Origin of the sequence: Afipia sp. OHSU_II-C1 (genome assembly GCF_000497575.1) — a bacterium.
Taxonomy (GTDB): Bacteria; Pseudomonadota; Alphaproteobacteria; order Rhizobiales; family Xanthobacteraceae; genus Afipia.
Genome location: NZ_APJI01000009.1, coordinates 41,794 through 58,677 on the forward strand (window position 1 = coordinate 41,794; position 16,884 = coordinate 58,677).

18 protein-coding genes are annotated in these 16,884 nt (G+C 62.1%); 6 read left to right on the forward strand and 12 right to left on the reverse strand.

What is annotated here, in order from left to right:
- Positions 1 to 28 precede the first annotated feature (28 nt).
- Entirely contained in the window at positions 29 to 784 is a 756-nt protein-coding gene (locus tag I554_RS0109410; protein WP_024575520.1) for a methyltransferase domain-containing protein, read from the forward strand.
- Positions 785 to 841: 57 nt separating this feature from the next.
- On the opposite strand, the gene I554_RS0109415 is transcribed toward I554_RS0109410, so the two are convergent.
- From I554_RS0109415 to I554_RS0109435, 5 genes are all read right to left on the reverse strand, one after another.
- Positions 842 to 1,549 (reverse strand): DUF4167 domain-containing protein, encoded by a 708-nt coding sequence (locus I554_RS0109415; protein ID WP_024575519.1) that lies wholly within the window; start codon positions 1,547 to 1,549, stop codon positions 842 to 844.
- A gap of 449 nt (positions 1,550 to 1,998) precedes the next feature.
- Complete coding sequence (gene prmC, locus I554_RS0109420; protein ID WP_024575518.1) at positions 1,999 to 2,886, reverse strand: peptide chain release factor N(5)-glutamine methyltransferase; 888 nt, start codon at positions 2,884 to 2,886, stop codon at positions 1,999 to 2,001.
- On the reverse strand, positions 2,883 to 3,968 hold the full coding sequence (prfA, locus tag I554_RS0109425; RefSeq protein WP_024575517.1) for a peptide chain release factor 1: 1,086 nt from the start codon (positions 3,966 to 3,968) through the stop codon (positions 2,883 to 2,885). Before prfA ends, prmC begins: the two co-directional genes overlap by 4 nt.
- A 61-nt stretch (positions 3,969 to 4,029) precedes the next feature.
- A complete protein-coding gene (ptsP, locus tag I554_RS0109430; RefSeq protein ID WP_024575516.1) occupies positions 4,030 to 6,297 on the reverse strand; it encodes a phosphoenolpyruvate--protein phosphotransferase in 2,268 nt (755 codons plus the stop codon).
- Between the two features lie 283 nt (positions 6,298 to 6,580).
- Positions 6,581 to 7,834 carry an aspartate kinase gene (locus tag I554_RS0109435; protein WP_024575515.1) on the reverse strand — a complete coding sequence of 418 codons (1,254 nt, stop codon included), beginning with the start codon at positions 7,832 to 7,834 and terminating at the stop codon, positions 6,581 to 6,583.
- Positions 7,835 to 7,983: 149 nt separating this feature from the next.
- On the opposite strand from I554_RS0109435, the gene I554_RS0109440 reads away from it, so the two are divergent.
- From I554_RS0109440 to I554_RS0109450, 3 genes are all read left to right on the forward strand, one after another.
- Positions 7,984 to 8,439: a PH domain-containing protein gene (locus I554_RS0109440; RefSeq protein ID WP_024575514.1), complete on the forward strand. Its 456-nt coding sequence runs from the start codon at positions 7,984 to 7,986 to the stop codon at positions 8,437 to 8,439.
- Positions 8,440 to 8,478: 39 nt separating this feature from the next.
- Complete coding sequence (gene ubiG, locus I554_RS0109445; RefSeq protein ID WP_024575513.1) at positions 8,479 to 9,228, forward strand: bifunctional 2-polyprenyl-6-hydroxyphenol methylase/3-demethylubiquinol 3-O-methyltransferase UbiG; 750 nt, start codon at positions 8,479 to 8,481, stop codon at positions 9,226 to 9,228.
- Positions 9,229 to 9,323: 95 nt separating this feature from the next.
- Positions 9,324 to 10,223, forward strand: a complete 900-nt coding sequence (locus I554_RS0109450) for a DMT family transporter (protein ID WP_024575512.1) — start codon at positions 9,324 to 9,326, stop codon at positions 10,221 to 10,223.
- A 1-nt stretch (position 10,224) separates the two neighbouring features.
- On the opposite strand, the gene I554_RS0109455 is transcribed toward I554_RS0109450, so the two are convergent.
- On the reverse strand, positions 10,225 to 10,674 hold the full coding sequence (locus I554_RS0109455) for an EamA family transporter (RefSeq protein WP_051358663.1): 450 nt from the start codon (positions 10,672 to 10,674) through the stop codon (positions 10,225 to 10,227).
- A gap of 134 nt (positions 10,675 to 10,808) precedes the next feature.
- Entirely contained in the window at positions 10,809 to 11,783 is a 975-nt protein-coding gene (locus tag I554_RS0109460) for a helix-turn-helix domain-containing protein (protein WP_024575510.1), read from the reverse strand.
- Positions 11,784 to 12,385: 602 nt separating this feature from the next.
- Between I554_RS0109460 and I554_RS0109470 the strand changes: the two genes are divergently transcribed.
- Entirely contained in the window at positions 12,386 to 12,982 is a 597-nt protein-coding gene (locus tag I554_RS0109470; RefSeq protein WP_024575508.1) for a TetR-like C-terminal domain-containing protein, read from the forward strand.
- Here I554_RS0109470 and I554_RS0109475 read toward each other — a convergent pair.
- Genes I554_RS0109475 through I554_RS0109490 form a run of 4 tightly spaced genes read right to left on the reverse strand, consistent with a single transcriptional unit; the run spans position 12,979 to position 15,465 of the window.
- On the reverse strand, positions 12,979 to 13,446 hold the full coding sequence (locus I554_RS0109475) for a DUF1178 family protein (RefSeq protein ID WP_024575507.1): 468 nt from the start codon (positions 13,444 to 13,446) through the stop codon (positions 12,979 to 12,981). The two genes, I554_RS0109470 and I554_RS0109475, sit on opposite strands and share 4 nt — an antisense overlap.
- Positions 13,443 to 14,333 (reverse strand): carbon-nitrogen hydrolase family protein, encoded by an 891-nt coding sequence (locus I554_RS0109480; protein ID WP_024575506.1) that lies wholly within the window; start codon positions 14,331 to 14,333, stop codon positions 13,443 to 13,445. Before I554_RS0109480 ends, I554_RS0109475 begins: the two co-directional genes overlap by 4 nt.
- Positions 14,330 to 14,605, reverse strand: a complete 276-nt coding sequence (grxC, locus tag I554_RS0109485; protein WP_024575505.1) for a glutaredoxin 3 — start codon at positions 14,603 to 14,605, stop codon at positions 14,330 to 14,332. The genes I554_RS0109480 and grxC overlap by 4 nt, the downstream gene beginning before the upstream one ends.
- Before the next feature lie 59 nt (positions 14,606 to 14,664).
- Positions 14,665 to 15,465: a ComF family protein gene (locus I554_RS0109490; protein WP_029659722.1), complete on the reverse strand. Its 801-nt coding sequence runs from the start codon at positions 15,463 to 15,465 to the stop codon at positions 14,665 to 14,667.
- A gap of 136 nt (positions 15,466 to 15,601) precedes the next feature.
- On the opposite strand from I554_RS0109490, the gene I554_RS0109495 reads away from it, so the two are divergent.
- Positions 15,602 to 16,462 (forward strand): methyltransferase domain-containing protein, encoded by an 861-nt coding sequence (locus I554_RS0109495; RefSeq protein ID WP_024575504.1) that lies wholly within the window; start codon positions 15,602 to 15,604, stop codon positions 16,460 to 16,462.
- A 206-nt stretch (positions 16,463 to 16,668) separates the two neighbouring features.
- Here the strand turns inward: I554_RS0109495 and I554_RS27475 are convergent.
- On the reverse strand, positions 16,669 to 16,884 hold a 216-nt coding region (locus tag I554_RS27475), incomplete at its 5' end, for a hypothetical protein (RefSeq protein ID WP_204366235.1).

Genomic DNA, 16,884 nt, shown 5'->3' on the forward strand with positions numbered 1-16,884 from the left:
CCGTATTCCAGCATGATAGACTGATCCCATGACAATCGACGTGATCGATCTGCGCAATTTCTATTCGCAGCGCCTCGGTGCGGTGGCGCGGCGTTTGATCAGCCGCGGCATTCAGCGGCACTGGCCACAGGCGGATGGTCTGCGCGTCGCCGGACTTGGTTACCCGACGCCGTATCTCGGGCTGTTTCGAGAGGATGCCGAGCGGTGCATCGCACTGATGCCGGCCGCGCAAGGTGTCCTCAAATGGCCGACCGCACGACCGACATTGTCAACGCTGGTCGACGAATTCGCGCTGCCATTGGCGGACGCTGCGGTCGATCGCATTCTGCTGGTTCATGCGCTGGAAATATCGGACGATCCGGAAGGGCTGTTGCGCGAAGTCTGGCGCGTGCTGGCGCCCTCGGGACGGATGATGGCGATTATTCCCAACCGGCGCGGGGTGTGGTCGCGGACCGACAACACGCCATTCGGGCACGGCCGTCCGTATTCACGTTCGCAGATCACGCAACTTCTGAGACAGACATGGTTCACGCCGACGGCTTGGGGCGAAGCCCTGTTCGTGCCGCCATTCCAGGGCGGATGGGTGTTGCGTTCGGCGGTGGCGTGGGAGCGGATGAGCGCTGCGGTGTCGTCGCCGTTCGCCGGCGTTCACATCGTGGAAGCATCCAAGCAGGTTTATCGCGCGATCCCGGCGCATCGCGAGCGCACCCGGCTTATTCCCTCGATGCCGCCGGTTCTCCTGCCGACGCCGACACGGCGCGACGACCGGCCCGCCACAGGCTGAATGAAAAAGCCCGCCTGAGAGAACTCAGACGGGCCATCACATCAGATCGAATACAGCTTACTCGCCTGCCGAGTTGAGATCCTCGCTGGCAGGCTGCGCGCCCTGACCTTCAGGCCGCGGTCCGGGCGGCCGGCGCCGGCGGCGATGGCTGAAGCGTTCGCCATTCTGGTTGCCGTCCGTGTTGGTTCCATTCGGTTGCGGCTGTGCGCCTCCGGTGATGAAGGACGGAAGGCGATCGACCTGAGCGCCTTCGGCGGGCTGAGGCTGTGAACGCTGGTCCCGATCGCGGAAGTTCTGCTCGCGGGGCTGCTGCTGCTCACGCGGATACGGCTGGGCCTCACGCGGCTGGAATTGCGGCTGCTGCTGTTGCGACGGCGCGAAGCCGGGCTCGGCGCCGAAGTTGGAATAGCTGTCGCTGTCGTCGCCATTGTCGTCGAGGGCATCGCCTTCCGGACGCGGCATCGGTTGCTGCTGCGGCTGGCTCTGGCGGAACTGTTCCTGCGCCGCGGCGATCAGGCGGAAATAGTGTTCGGCGTGCTGGTAGTAGTTTTCGGCGGCAACGGGATCGCCGGAGGAACGCGCATCGCGCGCAAGCTGAACATACTTTTCGGCGACATGAGAGGCGGTGCCGCGAATCTTGATATCCGGCCCGTTGGACTCGAACACCCGGGTCATCGGGTTCTGTCCGCGCCGGTTGTTATTATTGTTGTTATTATTGTTGTTCCGGCTGCGCATGCGCTTGTTGTTGTTCGGGCCGTTTCTCATCTGATGCCTTTTACCGATTTTGGATCGTGGTGATTGATGTGCGGACACGGCGCAATGCATTCGCGCAGGCGGCGATACCGTAAATAGTCAGACCGTGGTTTTCGTACGTCGCGTTCAACAAGGACGCGTTCTCCAAATGCCCGAAGGCAATGAGCCGTCTGGGCCGGATCAGCCTGAACTAACAGGCGCGATGTTTTGCAGTTGAGTGTACAAGCGCAATATCAGGCTTTCGTTCGCTTCGCGGTCCCGAGCAGCGCAGCTCTTTCAGCCTTCGCGCTCGTCATGACCTGCCTTTTAGGAACCTTTCACCCGGCGGGCATCCCTTGCGGAATTTCTGGCTTCGACCCGTCATTTCTGAGCGGGGGCCACGGCCCTGAACCGATGCTGTGGCCGGAACGTAGTCGCTCCGGGGCAATATTCCAAGAGGTTTTTTCTGGCCCGGATACCCTTTAAATCGCCGCTTTTTGCCCCATGACGGCCCGATGAATGCCGCCCAGATCGGCCACCGGCGGCCGTGGGAGAGTTAATTTCGCGGCATGCATCAGATCGCTCACCGGCGTGCTTTGATCGTGTCCGGTCTCGACGATGAGGACGCCGCCCGCGCCGAGCAGGGCAGCCGCCTGAGGGATGATGGCACGATAGGCGTCCAGACCATCCGTGCCGCCATCCAGCGCCAGATGCGGGTCGTGATCGCGCACGTCGCGGTCGAGTGCGGCGATGTCCGAGGAGCAGATGTAGGGCGGGTTCGAGACGATCAGATCGAACGGGCCGGACAGCGCAGCCGCATAGTCGCACCGGACGAACGAGACCCGCCCGGCGAGGCCGAACCGGCGTGCATTCAACTCCGCGGTTGCGAGAGCTGCCGCGCTGATGTCGGTGCCAATGCCCGTCGCTGAGGGGAATTCGGAGAGCAGCGCGAGCAGAATCGCGCCGGACCCGGTGCCGATGTCTGCGATGCGGAGCGCCCTGGTCCCGGCGTCGCTCCGGAAAGTTTCAAGCGCAGCCTCGACGATGGTTTCGGTGTCGGGGCGCGGGACCAGCGTTGCATCCGACAGGTGGAAATCGAGTCCCCAGAATTCCTTGCGGCCGAGAATGCGGGCCACCGGTTCATGCTCGATCCGACGCTGCGCAAAACCAGCGATCATTTTTGATTCATCGCCGGTGATCAGGCGGGCTGACTGGATGGCAAGGCCGGTGTGATCGAGATCAAGCGCCGCGCCGATCAGCATCCGAGCGTCGAGGTCGGGCGTTTCGACGCCGTTTGTCTTGAGTTGTGAGGCCAAGGCACGCCGCGCCGCCTCGATAGTCAGTCCGGCGAACGGGTCGTTCGCGCTCACAGTGTGTTGCCCTGTTCCGCGAGCAGTTTGGCCTGATGCTCCGTGGTCAGGGCATCGACCAGTTCGCCGAGCGCGTCGCCCGCGATCACCTGCGGCAGTTTGTAGAGCGTGAGATTGATGCGGTGGTCGGTGACGCGGCCCTGCGGAAAGTTATAGGTCCTGATGCGTTCGGAGCGGTCGCCGGAGCCGACCTGGCCCTTCCGCTCGGCGGAGCGTTCGGCGTCGATACGCTGCCGCTCGGCGTCGTAGATGCGCGAGCGCAGGATGTTCATCGCGCTGGCGCGGTTCTTATGCTGCGAGCGGCTGTCCTGCATGTTGACCACAATGCCGGTCGGAATGTGTGTGATGCGGATCGCGGACTCTGTCTTGTTGACGTGCTGACCGCCGGCGCCCTGTGCGCGCATGGTCTCGATCCGCAGATCGTCATTCTTGATGGCGACGTCGACATCTTCAGCCTCCGGCAGCACAGCCACGGTCGCCGCAGAGGTATGGATGCGGCCCTGGGTTTCTGTGTCGGGTACGCGCTGCACGCGGTGCACGCCGGATTCGAATTTCAGCTTGGCGAATGCGCCGCGGCCTTGCACCTCTGCGACAATTTCCTTGTATCCGCCCATGGTGCCCTCGGAGGCGGAAATCAGGTCCACCTTCCAGCCCTGCAATGAAGCAAAGCGCTCATACATGCGGAACAGGTCGCCGGCGAATAGCGAGGCTTCGTCGCCGCCGGTGCCGGCGCGGATTTCGAGCATCACGTTGCGCTCGTCCATCGCGTCCTTGGGCAACAGCGCGATGCGGATATCCTGCGCGAGTTGATCGCGCCGGGCCTCAAGCTGCGGCCGTTCGCTTTCCGCCATTGCCCGCATATCGGATTCGGTGGCGGGATCGGCGATCAGCGCATCGATGCCGGCGATTTCGTCGACCGCGGACCGATATGCCTTAACGGCATCGGCCACGGGCGTCAGTTCGCTCAGTTCGCGGGTGATGCGAACATAGGTTTCCGAGTTCACCTGGCCGAGCAGTTCGGCCTCAAGTGAAGCATGACGCGCCAGCAAGGCATCGAGTTTAACTTCGGGCAGTGTGGTCATGGGTCTCGATCGATCAAAATGAATTCAGCGGGCGGGGCTTCGGCAATGTCCGGAAGCGTCGCTACAACGAAAGCCCTTCGGCTTCGGCGAATTCCATCAGCTTGCTGCGAATCGAGACGCTTCCGGCCGGCGCATCCAGCAGCGGCGTTATCATGGCCTCGGCTTTCCTGGCGTCGAGATCGAGAATCAGGGCCTTCACCGGACCATGCGCCGTCGCCGACAGCGACAGCGAGCGGTAGCCAAGCGCGATCAGCGCCAGTGCGCCGAGCGGCTGCGAGGCCATCTCGCCGCACAGCGAGACGGACTTGCCTGCCGCGTTGGCCTTCTTCGCGATGTCGCGCAGGGCCCGCAGGATCGGCGCAGACAGCGTATCGAAGCGGTCCGTGACCCGCGAGTTGCCGCGATCGACCGCGAACAGAAACTGGAACAGGTCGTTCGAGCCGACCGAAATGAAGTCGACCCGCTTGAGCAGTTCGTCCATCTGATAGAGCAGTGCCGGGACCTCGACCATGGTGCCGACATCGACGCGCTCAGGCAGCGTATGTCCGTGCTGGCGCAGATAGGTCAGTTCGCGCTCGATCACGAGCTTGGCCTGATCGAATTCATCGACCTGCGAGATCATCGGGAACATCACGCGCAGGTAACGCCCAGAGGCTGCACGCAGCAGCGCGCGAATCTGACCGCGCAGCAGGCCGGGCCGGTCGAGGCCGAGCCGGATCGCGCGCCAGCCGAGCGCCGGATTTTCCTCGACGATGGTGTCCATGTACGGCAGGGCCTTGTCGCCGCCGATATCGAGGGTGCGGAAGGTCACCGGCTTGTCCCCGGCCGCGTCCAGCACAGAGCGGTACAGCGCGAGCTGTTCGCTGGTGCGCGGCAGGCTCTGGCCGACCATGAACTGCAGTTCGGTGCGGAACAGTCCGATGCCGGACGAGCCGGTGTCGTCGATGTGAGGCAGGTCGATCACAAGACCGGCGTTGATCATCAGGTCGACTGGCTGGCCGTCCTTGGTTACGCAGGGCTTGTCGCGGAGTTCGCGGTACTGCTCCTGCCGGCGCGCGCGGAAGCGAACGCGTTCGGCGTAAGCGGATTGAATTTCGTTCGACGGGCGGATGTAGATCGAGCCCGAGGTGCCGTCCACGATGATCGCGTCGCCGGGATCGGCGATGCCTGCGGCGTTCGCCACCTCGCCGACGGCGGGAATGCCGAGTGCGCGCGCGACGATCGACACGTGCGAATTGGCGGTGCCTTCTTCGAGCACAAGGCCGCGCAGCCGCTTGCGATCGTAATCGAGCAGGGCTGCCGGGCCCATCGAACGCGCAATCAGGATGGCGTTGTCGGGCAATTGCTCGCGTGACGGCGCGTGGTCCTGTCCGACCAGCTGGCGCATCAGCCGGTGGCCGAGGTCTTCCAGATCGTGCAGGCGATCGCGCAGATAAGGATCGGTCGAGCGCAGCATGCGCGCGCGGGTATCCGACTGCACGCGCTCCACGGCGGCCTCAGCCGTAAGACCCGTGGCCACGGCTTCATGCAGTTTGTGCTGCCAGCCCTGGTCGTTGGCGAACATGCGGTAGGCCTCGAGCACGTCGCGGTGCTCGCCGCCTTCGGCGACATCGCCACGCTCCAGCATGCGGTCGAGATCAGAGCGAAGTTTCAGGATCGCCGTGTCTAGCCGCTTGAGTTCCTTGGGCAGGTCTTCGGCAATGTAGTTGGTGATGACGACGCGCGGTTCGTGCAGCACCACATGGCCTAGCGCGATGCCGTCCGAGAGGATCGCGCCGGTCTTGTGCAACGAATGACGTGCGGCGGGTTCGGCGCCGGGACGTGCGATCGACGACAACTCGCCCGAGGCGATCATCTCCGCGACCACCATCGCGGTGGTCTGCAGTGCTTCGACTTCCTCTTCGACGTAGGTTCGGTGCGCGCGGTTCTGCACCACCAGCACGCCGAGCGTGTTGCCAGAGCGCAGGATCGGCACGCCGAGGAACGAATGGTAGATTTCTTCGCCGGTTTCCGGGCGATATGAGAACGCCGGATGCGACTGCGCGTTCGACAGGTTCAGCGGCGTGGCTTCGGAGGCCACGAGGCCGACGAGGCCCTCATGCGCGTTCAGCACCGTCTGGTGGACGGCGTCGCGGTTCAGACCTTCGGTGGCGTAAAGCTCAAGGGTGTTGTCGACGCGCAGCACGTAGGTCGAGCAGACCTCCGCCACCATATTGGCGGCGATCAGCACCACGATCTTGTCGAGCCGCTCCTGAGCGCTGACCTGTTCGGCCATCACTTCGCGGAGCCGTCTCAACAAGACGCGGGGGCCTCCCAGCGCGCTCCGCATCCGTTGACATCCTTACCCGCAATTCCAGCACGGCCCGCAACCGGCTGCCATAGCGTTAACTAGCAGTAAAATAACGACTTTTCAGGTCTCGCGTAAACCGCTTGGCCGGTTTTGGGACATCGCAGACGGTCCAGAACCAGAGGCGCGGGCGCGGGTGCCTTATCCTGAGGCTATATCGAATTGAGGCGCGTTTTGCCAAGCAAAACACCTGCCAAAGATGAGAGGCAGTCCAGCAAATTGACCTCGGCAAAACGCCGCGGCGGAGTGAAGGCGGGATCGGGCCTCAGGCCTGATCCAGCCCGTAGAGGGTGTGCAGTGTCCGCACCGCCAGCTCGGTATAGGCGGCGTCGATCAGCAGCGAGAACTTGATCTCGGATGTGGTGATGGCGCGGATGTTGATGTTGCGCTCGGACAGCGCCTTGAAAGCCTGCGCGGCGACGCCCGCATGGCTGCGCATGCCGATACCGATCACCGAGACCTTGGCGACGTCGGTTGCCGAGTCCATCGCCTTGTAGCCGATCTTGTCCTTGGCCTTGGTGATGGTGTCCTTGGCGCGGGTGTATTCGGAGGCCGGAACGGTGAAGGTGAGGTCGGTATATTTGCCGTCCTCGGACACGTTCTGCACGATCATGTCGACATTGATGCTGGCGTCTGCCAGCGGTCCGAAGATCGCGGCCGCGATACCCGGCTTGTCCTCGATCTGGCGCACGGAAATCTGCGCTTCATCCTTCGAGAAGGCGATACCGGTGACGACCTGGCTTTCCATGATTTCCTCCTCGCTGCAAATCAGCGTTCCCGGCGGCGTGCCGTGGGGATCGATATCTTCCGGCTTGTCGAAGCTCGAGCGCACGAACACCGGGACGTTGTGAACCATGCCCAGTTCCACGGAGCGGACCTGAAGCACCTTGGCGCCAAGCGACGCCATTTCCAGCATTTCCTCGAACGCGACCTTCTCCAGCCGCCGCGCTTTCGGCACCACGCGCGGATCGGTGGTATAGACGCCGTCAACATCGGTGTAGATGTCGCAGCGGTCGGCGTGGATCGCGGCTGCAATCGCAACCGCCGAGGTGTCGGAGCCGCCGCGGCCGAGCGTGGTCACGCGTCCTGTCGGCTGGTGAATACCCTGGAAGCCCGCGATCACGGCGACTTCCTTGCGCTCCTTGAAGCGCTTGATCAGTTCGCTGCCGTCGATGCCGGTGATGCGGGCGGATGCATGCGCGTCACTGGTGTGGATCGGAATCTGCCAGCCCTGCCACGAGCGCGCCTGGACGCCCAGCGCCTGCAACGCGATGGCGAGCAGACCGGACGTGACCTGTTCGCCTGATGCGACGATCGCGTCGTATTCGCGCGCGTCATGCAGCGGAGATGTCTCGGTGGCCCACGCCACCAGCTCGTTGGTCTTGCCGGACATGGCCGACACGACAACGGCGACGTCATGACCGGCGTCGACCTCGCGCTTCACATGCTGCGCGACGTTACGGATACGGTCGATGTTGGCGACGGACGTGCCGCCGAATTTCATCACAAGGCGGCCCATGGTAAATGGCGCTGTCCCGGTTAGCTGATTTCAGTAAGGAGCCGGTTCCGTGCAAAACGGAGGCATGGCCCCGAAAAGGCGGCTATACATACCCAGCAGGTCGGGGGCAAGCAACACGCTTGGTCCTGAGGACGTGATTGGGGACAGGAATGGGCCGTTATATCGACGATATCCTGCAGCCGGGGGAGAAGATCCTGTATTCGACCACGATTCACGGGATCGTCTATGCGCCAGGGCTGCTATGCCTCGCCGGTGCGGCGGCTTGTCTGGTGGCCTCGGGCGGGGGCGTTATTTTCCCGCTGGCCGCAGTGGGCGCCCTGCTGGGGCTTGCAGGCGTGTTTCTGGTGCTCAAGGCCTGGTTTCAACGCTGGATCACGGAGACCGACGTGACATCGCTCCGGGTGGTTCACAAGGAGGGATTTATCCAGCGTCAGACTTTTGAGATCAGTTTGGATAAAATCGAAAGCGTCGACGTGACCCAGAGTATCCTCGGGCGGATTTTTGGGTGGGGAGATGTCAGGGTTAACGGTGTCGGGGAGGGCACGAAGACGATAAAGATGATCGGCGCGCCGATCGAATTCCGCAATCACATCACGGCGCGCTAACGTTCGACAGGCATGTCGATAACCCGGTAAACGCTCGGTATGAGTACAAATTCTCCATCGGTGTCCACGGTCGATCCCGGCGAAGTCGCGCGGTTCTCGGAGCTGTCCGAACAGTGGTGGGACCCGAAGGGCAAGATGGCTCCCCTGCACAAGATCAATCCGCTGCGGCTGGCCTATATCCGCGATGCGGCGTGCCGCAAATTCGACCGCAACCCGAAGAGCCTGAACTGTCTGTCGGGCCTGCGCATCCTCGACATCGGCTGCGGCGCGGGCCTGCTGTGCGAACCGCTGACCCGGCTTGGCGCCCAGGTGATCGGCGTCGATCCGTCGGACACCAACATCGCCGTCGCAAAACTACATGCCGAGCGGGGTCACCTCTCCATCGACTACCGCTGCACGACCATCGAAGAGATGGACCCGCGCGAGCGCTTCGACATCGTGCTCGCGATGGAGGTTGTCGAACATGTCGCCAATGTCGGGATGTTCCTCGACCGCTGTGCGGCGCTGCTCAAGCCGACCAGCATGATGGTGGCCTCGACCATCAACCGGACCTGGAAGAGTTTTGCGCTTGCGATCGTCGGCGCGGAATACATCCTGCGCTGGCTGCCGCGCGGCACCCATCAATGGGACAAGTTCGTCACGCCGGCCGAGCTGACGCTTCATCTCGAGCGCAACAAGCTCGCCATCAGCGATCAGGCAGGCGTGGTCTACAATCCGCTGGCCGACCGCTGGAGTCTGTCGTCCGACATGGACGTGAACTATATGGTGATCGCGGAAGCGGCCGTCTAGGATCGTGCAACACCGGCATGAGATCGTGCCGGTTGACCCGGGCCGCTGACAATGGCCTCTGGGCTGCGGCGCTCCTGCCGCTCCGGCCTTGTCCCATGACCCAGTTCGTTTGGCTCTGGATACCTTTCACCCTGCTGGCGGCGGGGGGACAGGTCGTGCGCAACGCCATGCAGCGCGGGCTTACGGCCCAGCTCGGGACGTTAGGGGCGACCCATATCCGCTTCCTGTTCGGATTTCCGTTTTCGCTGGTCTTTCTCGGACTGATTCTTGCCGTCAATGGCGACCGGTTGTCATGGCCCGAGACCGGCTTCTGGGCGTGGCTGGTGGTTGGCGGCATGGCGCAGATTCTTGCCACTGCCCTGATGCTGATGGCCATGAACGAGCGCTCGTTCGTGGTCACGACGGCATATCTGAAGACCGAGGCTATTCAGGCGGCGATCTTCGGCTTTGTGTTCCTGTCGGATCATCTCACGGTGTTGAAGGTTGCGGCGATTCTGATCGCCACCATCGGGGTGGTGATTACGGCGCTGCGGCCCAGCGGCATGAAGGGGTTCGGCGATCTCAAGCCCACGTTACTTGGCCTTGTGGCGGCATCGTTCTTCGCGCTCTCGGCGGTGGGCTATCGCGGCGCCATTCTCAATGTCACCGGCGTGAGCTTCGTCACTGCGGCGAGCGTCACGCTGGTGGCGACACTGCTGATGCAGACCATCGTGCTGTCCGGCTGGCTGATCGTGCGTTCGCCCGGAACGATGACGGCGATCTTCCGGCTCTGGAAGCCGTCGATGTTCGCAGGCTTCATGGGATCGTTCGCTTCATTGTTCTGGTTTCTCGCTTTCGCACTCACGGCTGCGGCGAATGTGCGGACGCTGGCGCTGGTCGAGGTGCTGTTCGCACAGGCCGTCGCCTACTTCTCGATGAAGCAGAAAATATCGCTGCGGGAGATGTCCGGCATCGCGCTGATCCTGATCGGCGTTGCGATGCTGGTGGCGGGCTGAACTATTTCTTGACGGCGAGCAGCACCGCGCCCGCGGCAATGAGCGCAATGCCAAGCCAGCCGGTGGCGGAGGGCCGCTCGCCAAGAAACAGAAACGCGAACAGCGCCACCAGCACGACGCTCAGCTTGTCGATGGGCGCGACAAGTGTGGCGGGCCCGAGTTTCAGCGCACGGAAGTAACACAGCCATGATGCGCCGGTTGCGAGCCCGGACAGGACGAGAAATGTCCATGTCCTTGTTGAGACCGGTCCCGGTGCACTGAACTGTCCGGTCGCGAAGAGAATAACCGCAAAGCTGGCCAGCACGATAACGGTGCGGATGAACGTTGCGAGGTCGGGGTTGATATCCTCGACGCCTATCTTGGCGAAAATCGCGGTCAGCGCGGCAAACGTCGCCGACAGCAGCGCCCACATCTGCCATGAACCGGACCAGGACATCGAATCGGGGCTCATATCAGGTTCTCGGGTGGCTCCCCGGTTTGATCTAGGACGCAGACTCATGAGCGCCGAGCCATTGCGCCTCGTCGGGTACCCTAGCGGACCGCCGACGGAGGTCGCCACTCTTTTCTCTCGAAGCGCGCCTAGGGTCAGAGCCGACCATCTTGCCGGGATTGCGCCGCCGATTTCTGATACTCGCGCGGTGAAGCCCCATACGCTGCTTTAAAGCAGCGGCCAAAGTGCGTCATGTCCGAAAACCCCCATCCCAGCGCGATTTCGGCTATGGTTCGATGCATCTGGTTGGGATCTTCGAAAGCAACCCGGCAATGTGAGAGCCGCCGGGAGAGAATGAGACGGTGAAGTGAGAGATCCTGTTCGGCAAGAATTGCGTTCGCATATCGGACGCTTATTCCGACAATATCGGCGACCTTCTGTCCGTCGAGGTCGGGATCGGTGAGCCTCGCTTCGACCACTGCACGAATCTGTCCCAGCAACAGCGCTTTTGGACTCGAGACGCGAGCAGTAGCGCTCCCAGTTGTTCTCGCAATGGATAATCCGATTAAGTCGAGGACATGATTTCCGACCATTTCTTCCATTAAAGAAGTGATCGTCCCAGCGAGCAATGGCAGCTTTGCAGCAACAGAAAGTGCCAGATCATCGTCCGCCCGCTCTGCCGACACACGGCGCCCGATCAAATCCTGGCAACCACCGATTCGTGCGCGTAGCTCCCGACGCGGAGCCTTGATAACAAGGGTTTTCGAATCTCGCGAAAACCTCGCATCATAAGGCAAGCGCGGCTCAAGAAGTGTCAGCGAACCGGCGTCCAGGCTAACCTCGCGCGCGTTCTGGACGATAAAGATTTTACCCGACAACTGGTAACACAGGAACACTGTGTCTGGACTGGTGCGCCCAACGTGGGCCAACGTGTGAGCGACCTGCATCGGCGAGTTGTTGAATTCAACAAGGTCCAGATTGCCGAAGTTCGCGGCTTTGATCTCAGCCTGAAACGTCGCCCGATTCTCCGGCACAGAGTCATGACCGATGATCTCTTTGCAGGCGACGCTGTGCCAATAATCAAATCGGTCGCGGGGGTGAACCGCAGAGGTCGAGAATATCGCTTTCAACTGGTTGCCGTTCCTTAACCGTCGCTTAGCCGACGAATTGATCCATGGTAGCCGAATACAAGCACACACCATTTGCTAGCAACAAACGCAACTCGAAACTCCGTTGTTGGAGGTTCACTCTCAGGGAACCCAGGACTTCTTCGCCGGCATTAACGAAAATACGGGCTGCAGATGCAACGACCGACGATGCACGACCGTCAGGCGACTCAACTGTCAGAACAGCTTTCAGTAGAGCCGGGAAACGTTTCCCGCCTACGAGCCATTGTCCTCGCCAATGAGTCGAGGACCAGGCAGACGCTGGGGTTTCCGTCCTTGAGTCTGGCGAAGCCGAAGCGCGTAGCTTTCTCCACTCCACTTTACGCGAGATGCACGTCGGTCGATGGATTGTGGGCCACAAACTGCCGGGTCTTGAGCGTTTGGGACCTCGGGGCCCAAATTGAGGCGATTCTTCCGGGCGATCTCACCCAGTTCCACCTCTTATTCACGCCCCCTCCAAGGCTGGTCTCCAAACAATGCAGGAGAGTCAGCACACGCGGCAACCTGATCGAAGTCTTGTATCTGAGAAGACAACCGACCTTCCTCCTGAACGCGAGTCTGGATTTATGAGCGAACGTAGCTTTAACGTTGATCAAATGTTGTCAGCATCCTGGGATCAACTGCTCGCTAGAGATCTCGCCTCAGAGGTAAAAGATTTCTGCGGCGACAAGCGTTATCCGATCCCGGAATTGCGGAGATTCTTCGCCATAAAGGGGTATCGCGACCTGCTCGTTAGGTTGAAGACAGCATGCAAGGACCAAACGTCATTTGACGCCTTGAAGTCGGTTGCCCGAGAAATGCGACAGTATGCGTTGGACCGTCCCGCCTTGTGGGCTGCCACATCCAGAACGGCCACAATTGATTGTGCCGAGTGGCGGGCAGGCGACAAAGAACTTTGCGACTTCATTCAATCTGTTCTCGCTGAATGTGGAGTGCATGGGCAACACGCAGAAAGCGCTTGGTATATGCTTCGCAGCTTAGTGCGCGGCTTTACCATGCATCAGATCCTGGGCTCATTCTCGCAAGTCCATTCGTATGACGAGAGCTTCGAAAGGATGGTTGAGATGTACGTGGCTGGGGTGTGCTCGGTCGGAGCTTCTGCCAGGTTGCCGTGCGCGACCATGCCGGAGCAGGGCTGGCCGCTTCATGAGAACGTGCCTTAATTCCTGTCGCCCGGCAGTACGGGCAGGGGGGCGACCTCGATGCCTTCGTCGATCAGCGCGCGCGCCTCTTCGGTGGTTGCCTCGCCATAGATCGCGCGATGCTCGGTGTCGCCGTAATGCATCTTGCGGGCTTCTTCGGGGAACTTGTTGCCGACATTGTCCGCATTCTTGAGAACGTTGTCGCGCAATTCCTTCAGCTTCGAAAGAAGCTCGCGTTCCTGCGGCGCCATCACCAGCGGCGTTGACGGTGTCTCTTCGGCAGGCGCTGCTGCAAGCTCAGGCGCCGATTTGGATTTTCCCTTGCGCGTGATGCGCGGAGCCATGATGGCCTTTTCCACCTTGGTGGACTCGCACGTCGGGCAGGCGATGAGCCCACGCTTGTGCTGACTGTCGTAAGCAGCGGAACTCTGAAACCAGCTCTCGAAGGTGTGGCCGCGCTCACAGCGCAGCGCGTAGCGGATCATGCCGATCCTCGTACGAGATGCAGGTGCTCCGGTCCGGCCTTCGGATCGGCAATTCCGAAGCGGCGGCCGTGCTGCAGAGAGGGAATGCTCTTGCGAACCGCAATCACCTTCGCCGGATCGATCTTCGCCAGCACCACACCAGGCTCGACGCCGCCTTCGGCGAGGATTTCGCCCCACGGATCGACGATCAGCGAGTGGCCGTAAGTCTCGCGGCCGCTTTCATGCTTGCCGGCCTGCGCGGCCGCGAAAATGAAGCAGCCGTTCTCGATGGCGCGGGCGCGCAGCAGGGTGCTCCAGTGTGCCTCGCCGGTCCTGACCGTGAAAGCGGACGGAACGGTGATGAAGGAGGCGCCAGCCTCGGCGAGCGCACGGTAGAGCGCGGGAAAGCGAACATCGTAACAGATCGTCAGCCCGATCCGGCCCCACGGCAGATCGGAGATGACGGCGGTTTCGCCCGGCTGATAGTTGGCGGACTCGCGGTAGCTCTCGCCGCCGTCGAGTTCGATATCGAACATGTGGATCTTGTCGTAGCTGGCAAGGATGTTGCCATCCGGCGCGATCAGGAACGAACGATTTGCCGCGCGCTCGGGATTGGCGCGAACCGCGAGTGACCCGATATGCAGGTAAATCTTCAACTCGCGCGCCAGTTCGCGGTACGCCTTGAGCGAACGGTCGTCTTCCTCGGTCGCGAGCAGTTCGAACAGCGCCTTGCGGTTCTGCTGGATGATGTTGGTGACCTCAGGCGTCTGGACGTAGTCCGCGCCCTTGGCCTTGGCTTCGCGGATCAGCGCAATTCCCTGTTCAAGACTGGTCTCCGGCCGCATCGCGGTGCGCATCTGCACCATGGCTGCGGTGAACGGAGCGCCGCTTTCGATGCTGGCTGTCATGAAGATACCTTCTGGCCGGCGAGCAGACCATCGAGCCTGCCTTCGCGGTCGAGCGCATAGAGTTCGTCGCAGCCGCCGACATGCTGCTTGTCGATGAAGATTTGCGGAAACGTCGCGCCGCCGCTGGAGCGTTCGACCATCTCGGCGCGCCAGCTCGGATCAACCGCGACATCGAATTCGGTGAAGGCCGCGCTCTTGCGAGAGAGCAGCGACTTCGCAGCGCTGCAATAGCCGCATCCGGGGCGTGTGTAGATCTCGACGAGAGCGGGCATGGCTTGCCTTTGTGAAGAGGGAAGACCCAATTAACAGGGGTTTGAAATTATATGGGCGCTCAAACCGTGTCCACAACCCGGGCGAACACCAGCACATCCACCGACGCAGCCCTGGCCCGCAGCAGCGCACGTGCGCAGGCGTCAACGGTCGCGCCGGAGGTCAAAACATCGTCAATCAGCACAATCCGGCGGCCCTGCACGGAAGATTTGTCCTCCGGGGGCACCTTGAACGCGCCCTGCACGTTGAGCGCGCGGTCCGCCTTGGAAAGACCAACCTGCTGAAGGGTTGGGCGGACACGCCGCAGGGCGTTTCCCACCACGGGGAGATGCGCCGATTTACCGATCACCGCAGCCAGCGTGCCGGACTGGTTGTAGCGGCGGCTCCATCCGCGCCGCCAATGCAGCGGCACCGGAACGAGGGCGTCGGCATCGCCGAGAAGTTCCTGCCCGGCGCGCGCCATCCAGCGGCCCATGACCGGCGCGAGGTCGGTGCGGTCCTGATACTTCAGGGCATGGACCATGGTCCGCGCCACCTCGTCGTAGCGGACCGCGGCGCGCGCGCGCTGATAGGCCGGCGGATTGGCGATCGCCTGCATCGACAGCAAACCGGGTCCCGGATCGTAGACAAAGGGAATGCCGAGCCGCGCGCAGAACGGCGGCGCGATGAACGACAGTCTGGCCCAGCAAGCGGCGCAAACGCCGTCGCCGGCAACCGGTTCGCGGCACGACACACAGAGCGTCGGCAGGGCGATGTCGAGGGCTGCGCGCGGAAGTGAGGCGAGGGCGGTTCGAAGCATGCCAAGCAGCGGCTGACGCAGCCGGCCTGAAGGATGTGACGATGCCTGATCGCGCCCCGACATGATCTTCCCCGCCGCCAGAGGCTAGTTCCTGTCCTTGCCGGAAACAAGCGCGGCCAGTGGTCCGATTCCAATACGCGCTTGCCGTATCGGCACGCAGGGAATTGCCAGACCAGTCTCTAAGGGCGTACCTACGGCTATGACCTCGTCCGCAGCCGATATGCCGCCACGCCTGTTCGATCGTGCCCTGTTGCGCGACCGGCAGACCCGCGCGGTGAAGCAGGGGCCGGCGACCTTTCTGCTTGATCGCGTATCTGAAGATCTGGTCGAGCGGCTGCATGCGGTGCTGAGAGAATTTTCAGAAAGTGTCGATCTTGGCACACCGGGCGATCGGCTAGGTGTTGCGCTGGCCGTGACCGGTCAGCGCACGGTGCCGGTGGTCTTGCCGGCCTCCGATGCCGAGCCGCTGGCGCTTGCGCCAGGCTCCGCCGATCTCGTGGTCTCCGCGCTGGCACTGCAATTCGTCAACGACTTGCCGGGTGTGCTGGCGCAGATCCGCCGAGCACTGAAGCCGGACGGCCTTTTTCTTGCTGCCATGATTGGCGGTGAGACGCTGACCGAGTTGCGGCAATCCTTTGCGGCTGCGGAAGCTGAAGTTGAGGGCGGCGTGTCGCCGCGCGTCGCGCCGTTTGCCGATCTTCGCGATCTCGGCGCGCTGTTGCAACGCGCGGGTTTCGCATTGCCGGTGACGGACGTGGACCGCATTGTTGTGCGCTACGATAATGCATTCGCGCTGATGCAGGATTTGCGGCGCATGGGCGCGACCAACATTCTGAACGAGCGCCGCCGCACGCCGTCGCGCCGCGCGACGTTTCTGAAGATGGCGCAGATTTATGCGGAGCGCTTTGCCGATCCGGACGGGCGCATCCGCGCCACCTTCGATGTGGTCTGGCTGTCCGGCTGGGCGCCGCATGAGAGCCAGCAGAAACCGCTCAAGCCCGGTTCTGCCAAGATGTCGCTGGCGGACGCGGTCAACAAGGCGCGCAAGGATACGACGTGATTTTTCTCGATGTTGTCCCCGCGTAGGCGGGGACAACGATTGAGTGTATGGCAAGAGTTTCCCACTCGTAGTTCGTCATGGCCGGGCTTGACCCGGCCATCCACGTCTACTCTTCGATATTGCAAGCAAGGCGTGGATCACCGGGTCAAGCCCGGTGATGACGACTGAGAGCGTTGCAACGGCGTGCGTCATCTTAACTTCCCGATTCAATTTTCAAACAGCATGCGCGTGTGGGGCTTGCCCCATTCGCGCCAACGAAAGGCGTGCGCATTCGTTCTCGCGCATCGCGCGAGGTAAACTTGTAGTTCCGCCCCAAACTTTGAGGGGCATGGAGCGCCGCGAGGCGCACCTGGTGTTCGTTTCGCTTCCGGCATCGCTTGCGAGGCGATGGGATTCCGGAAGCGCATCGCCTTGCGGCGCTC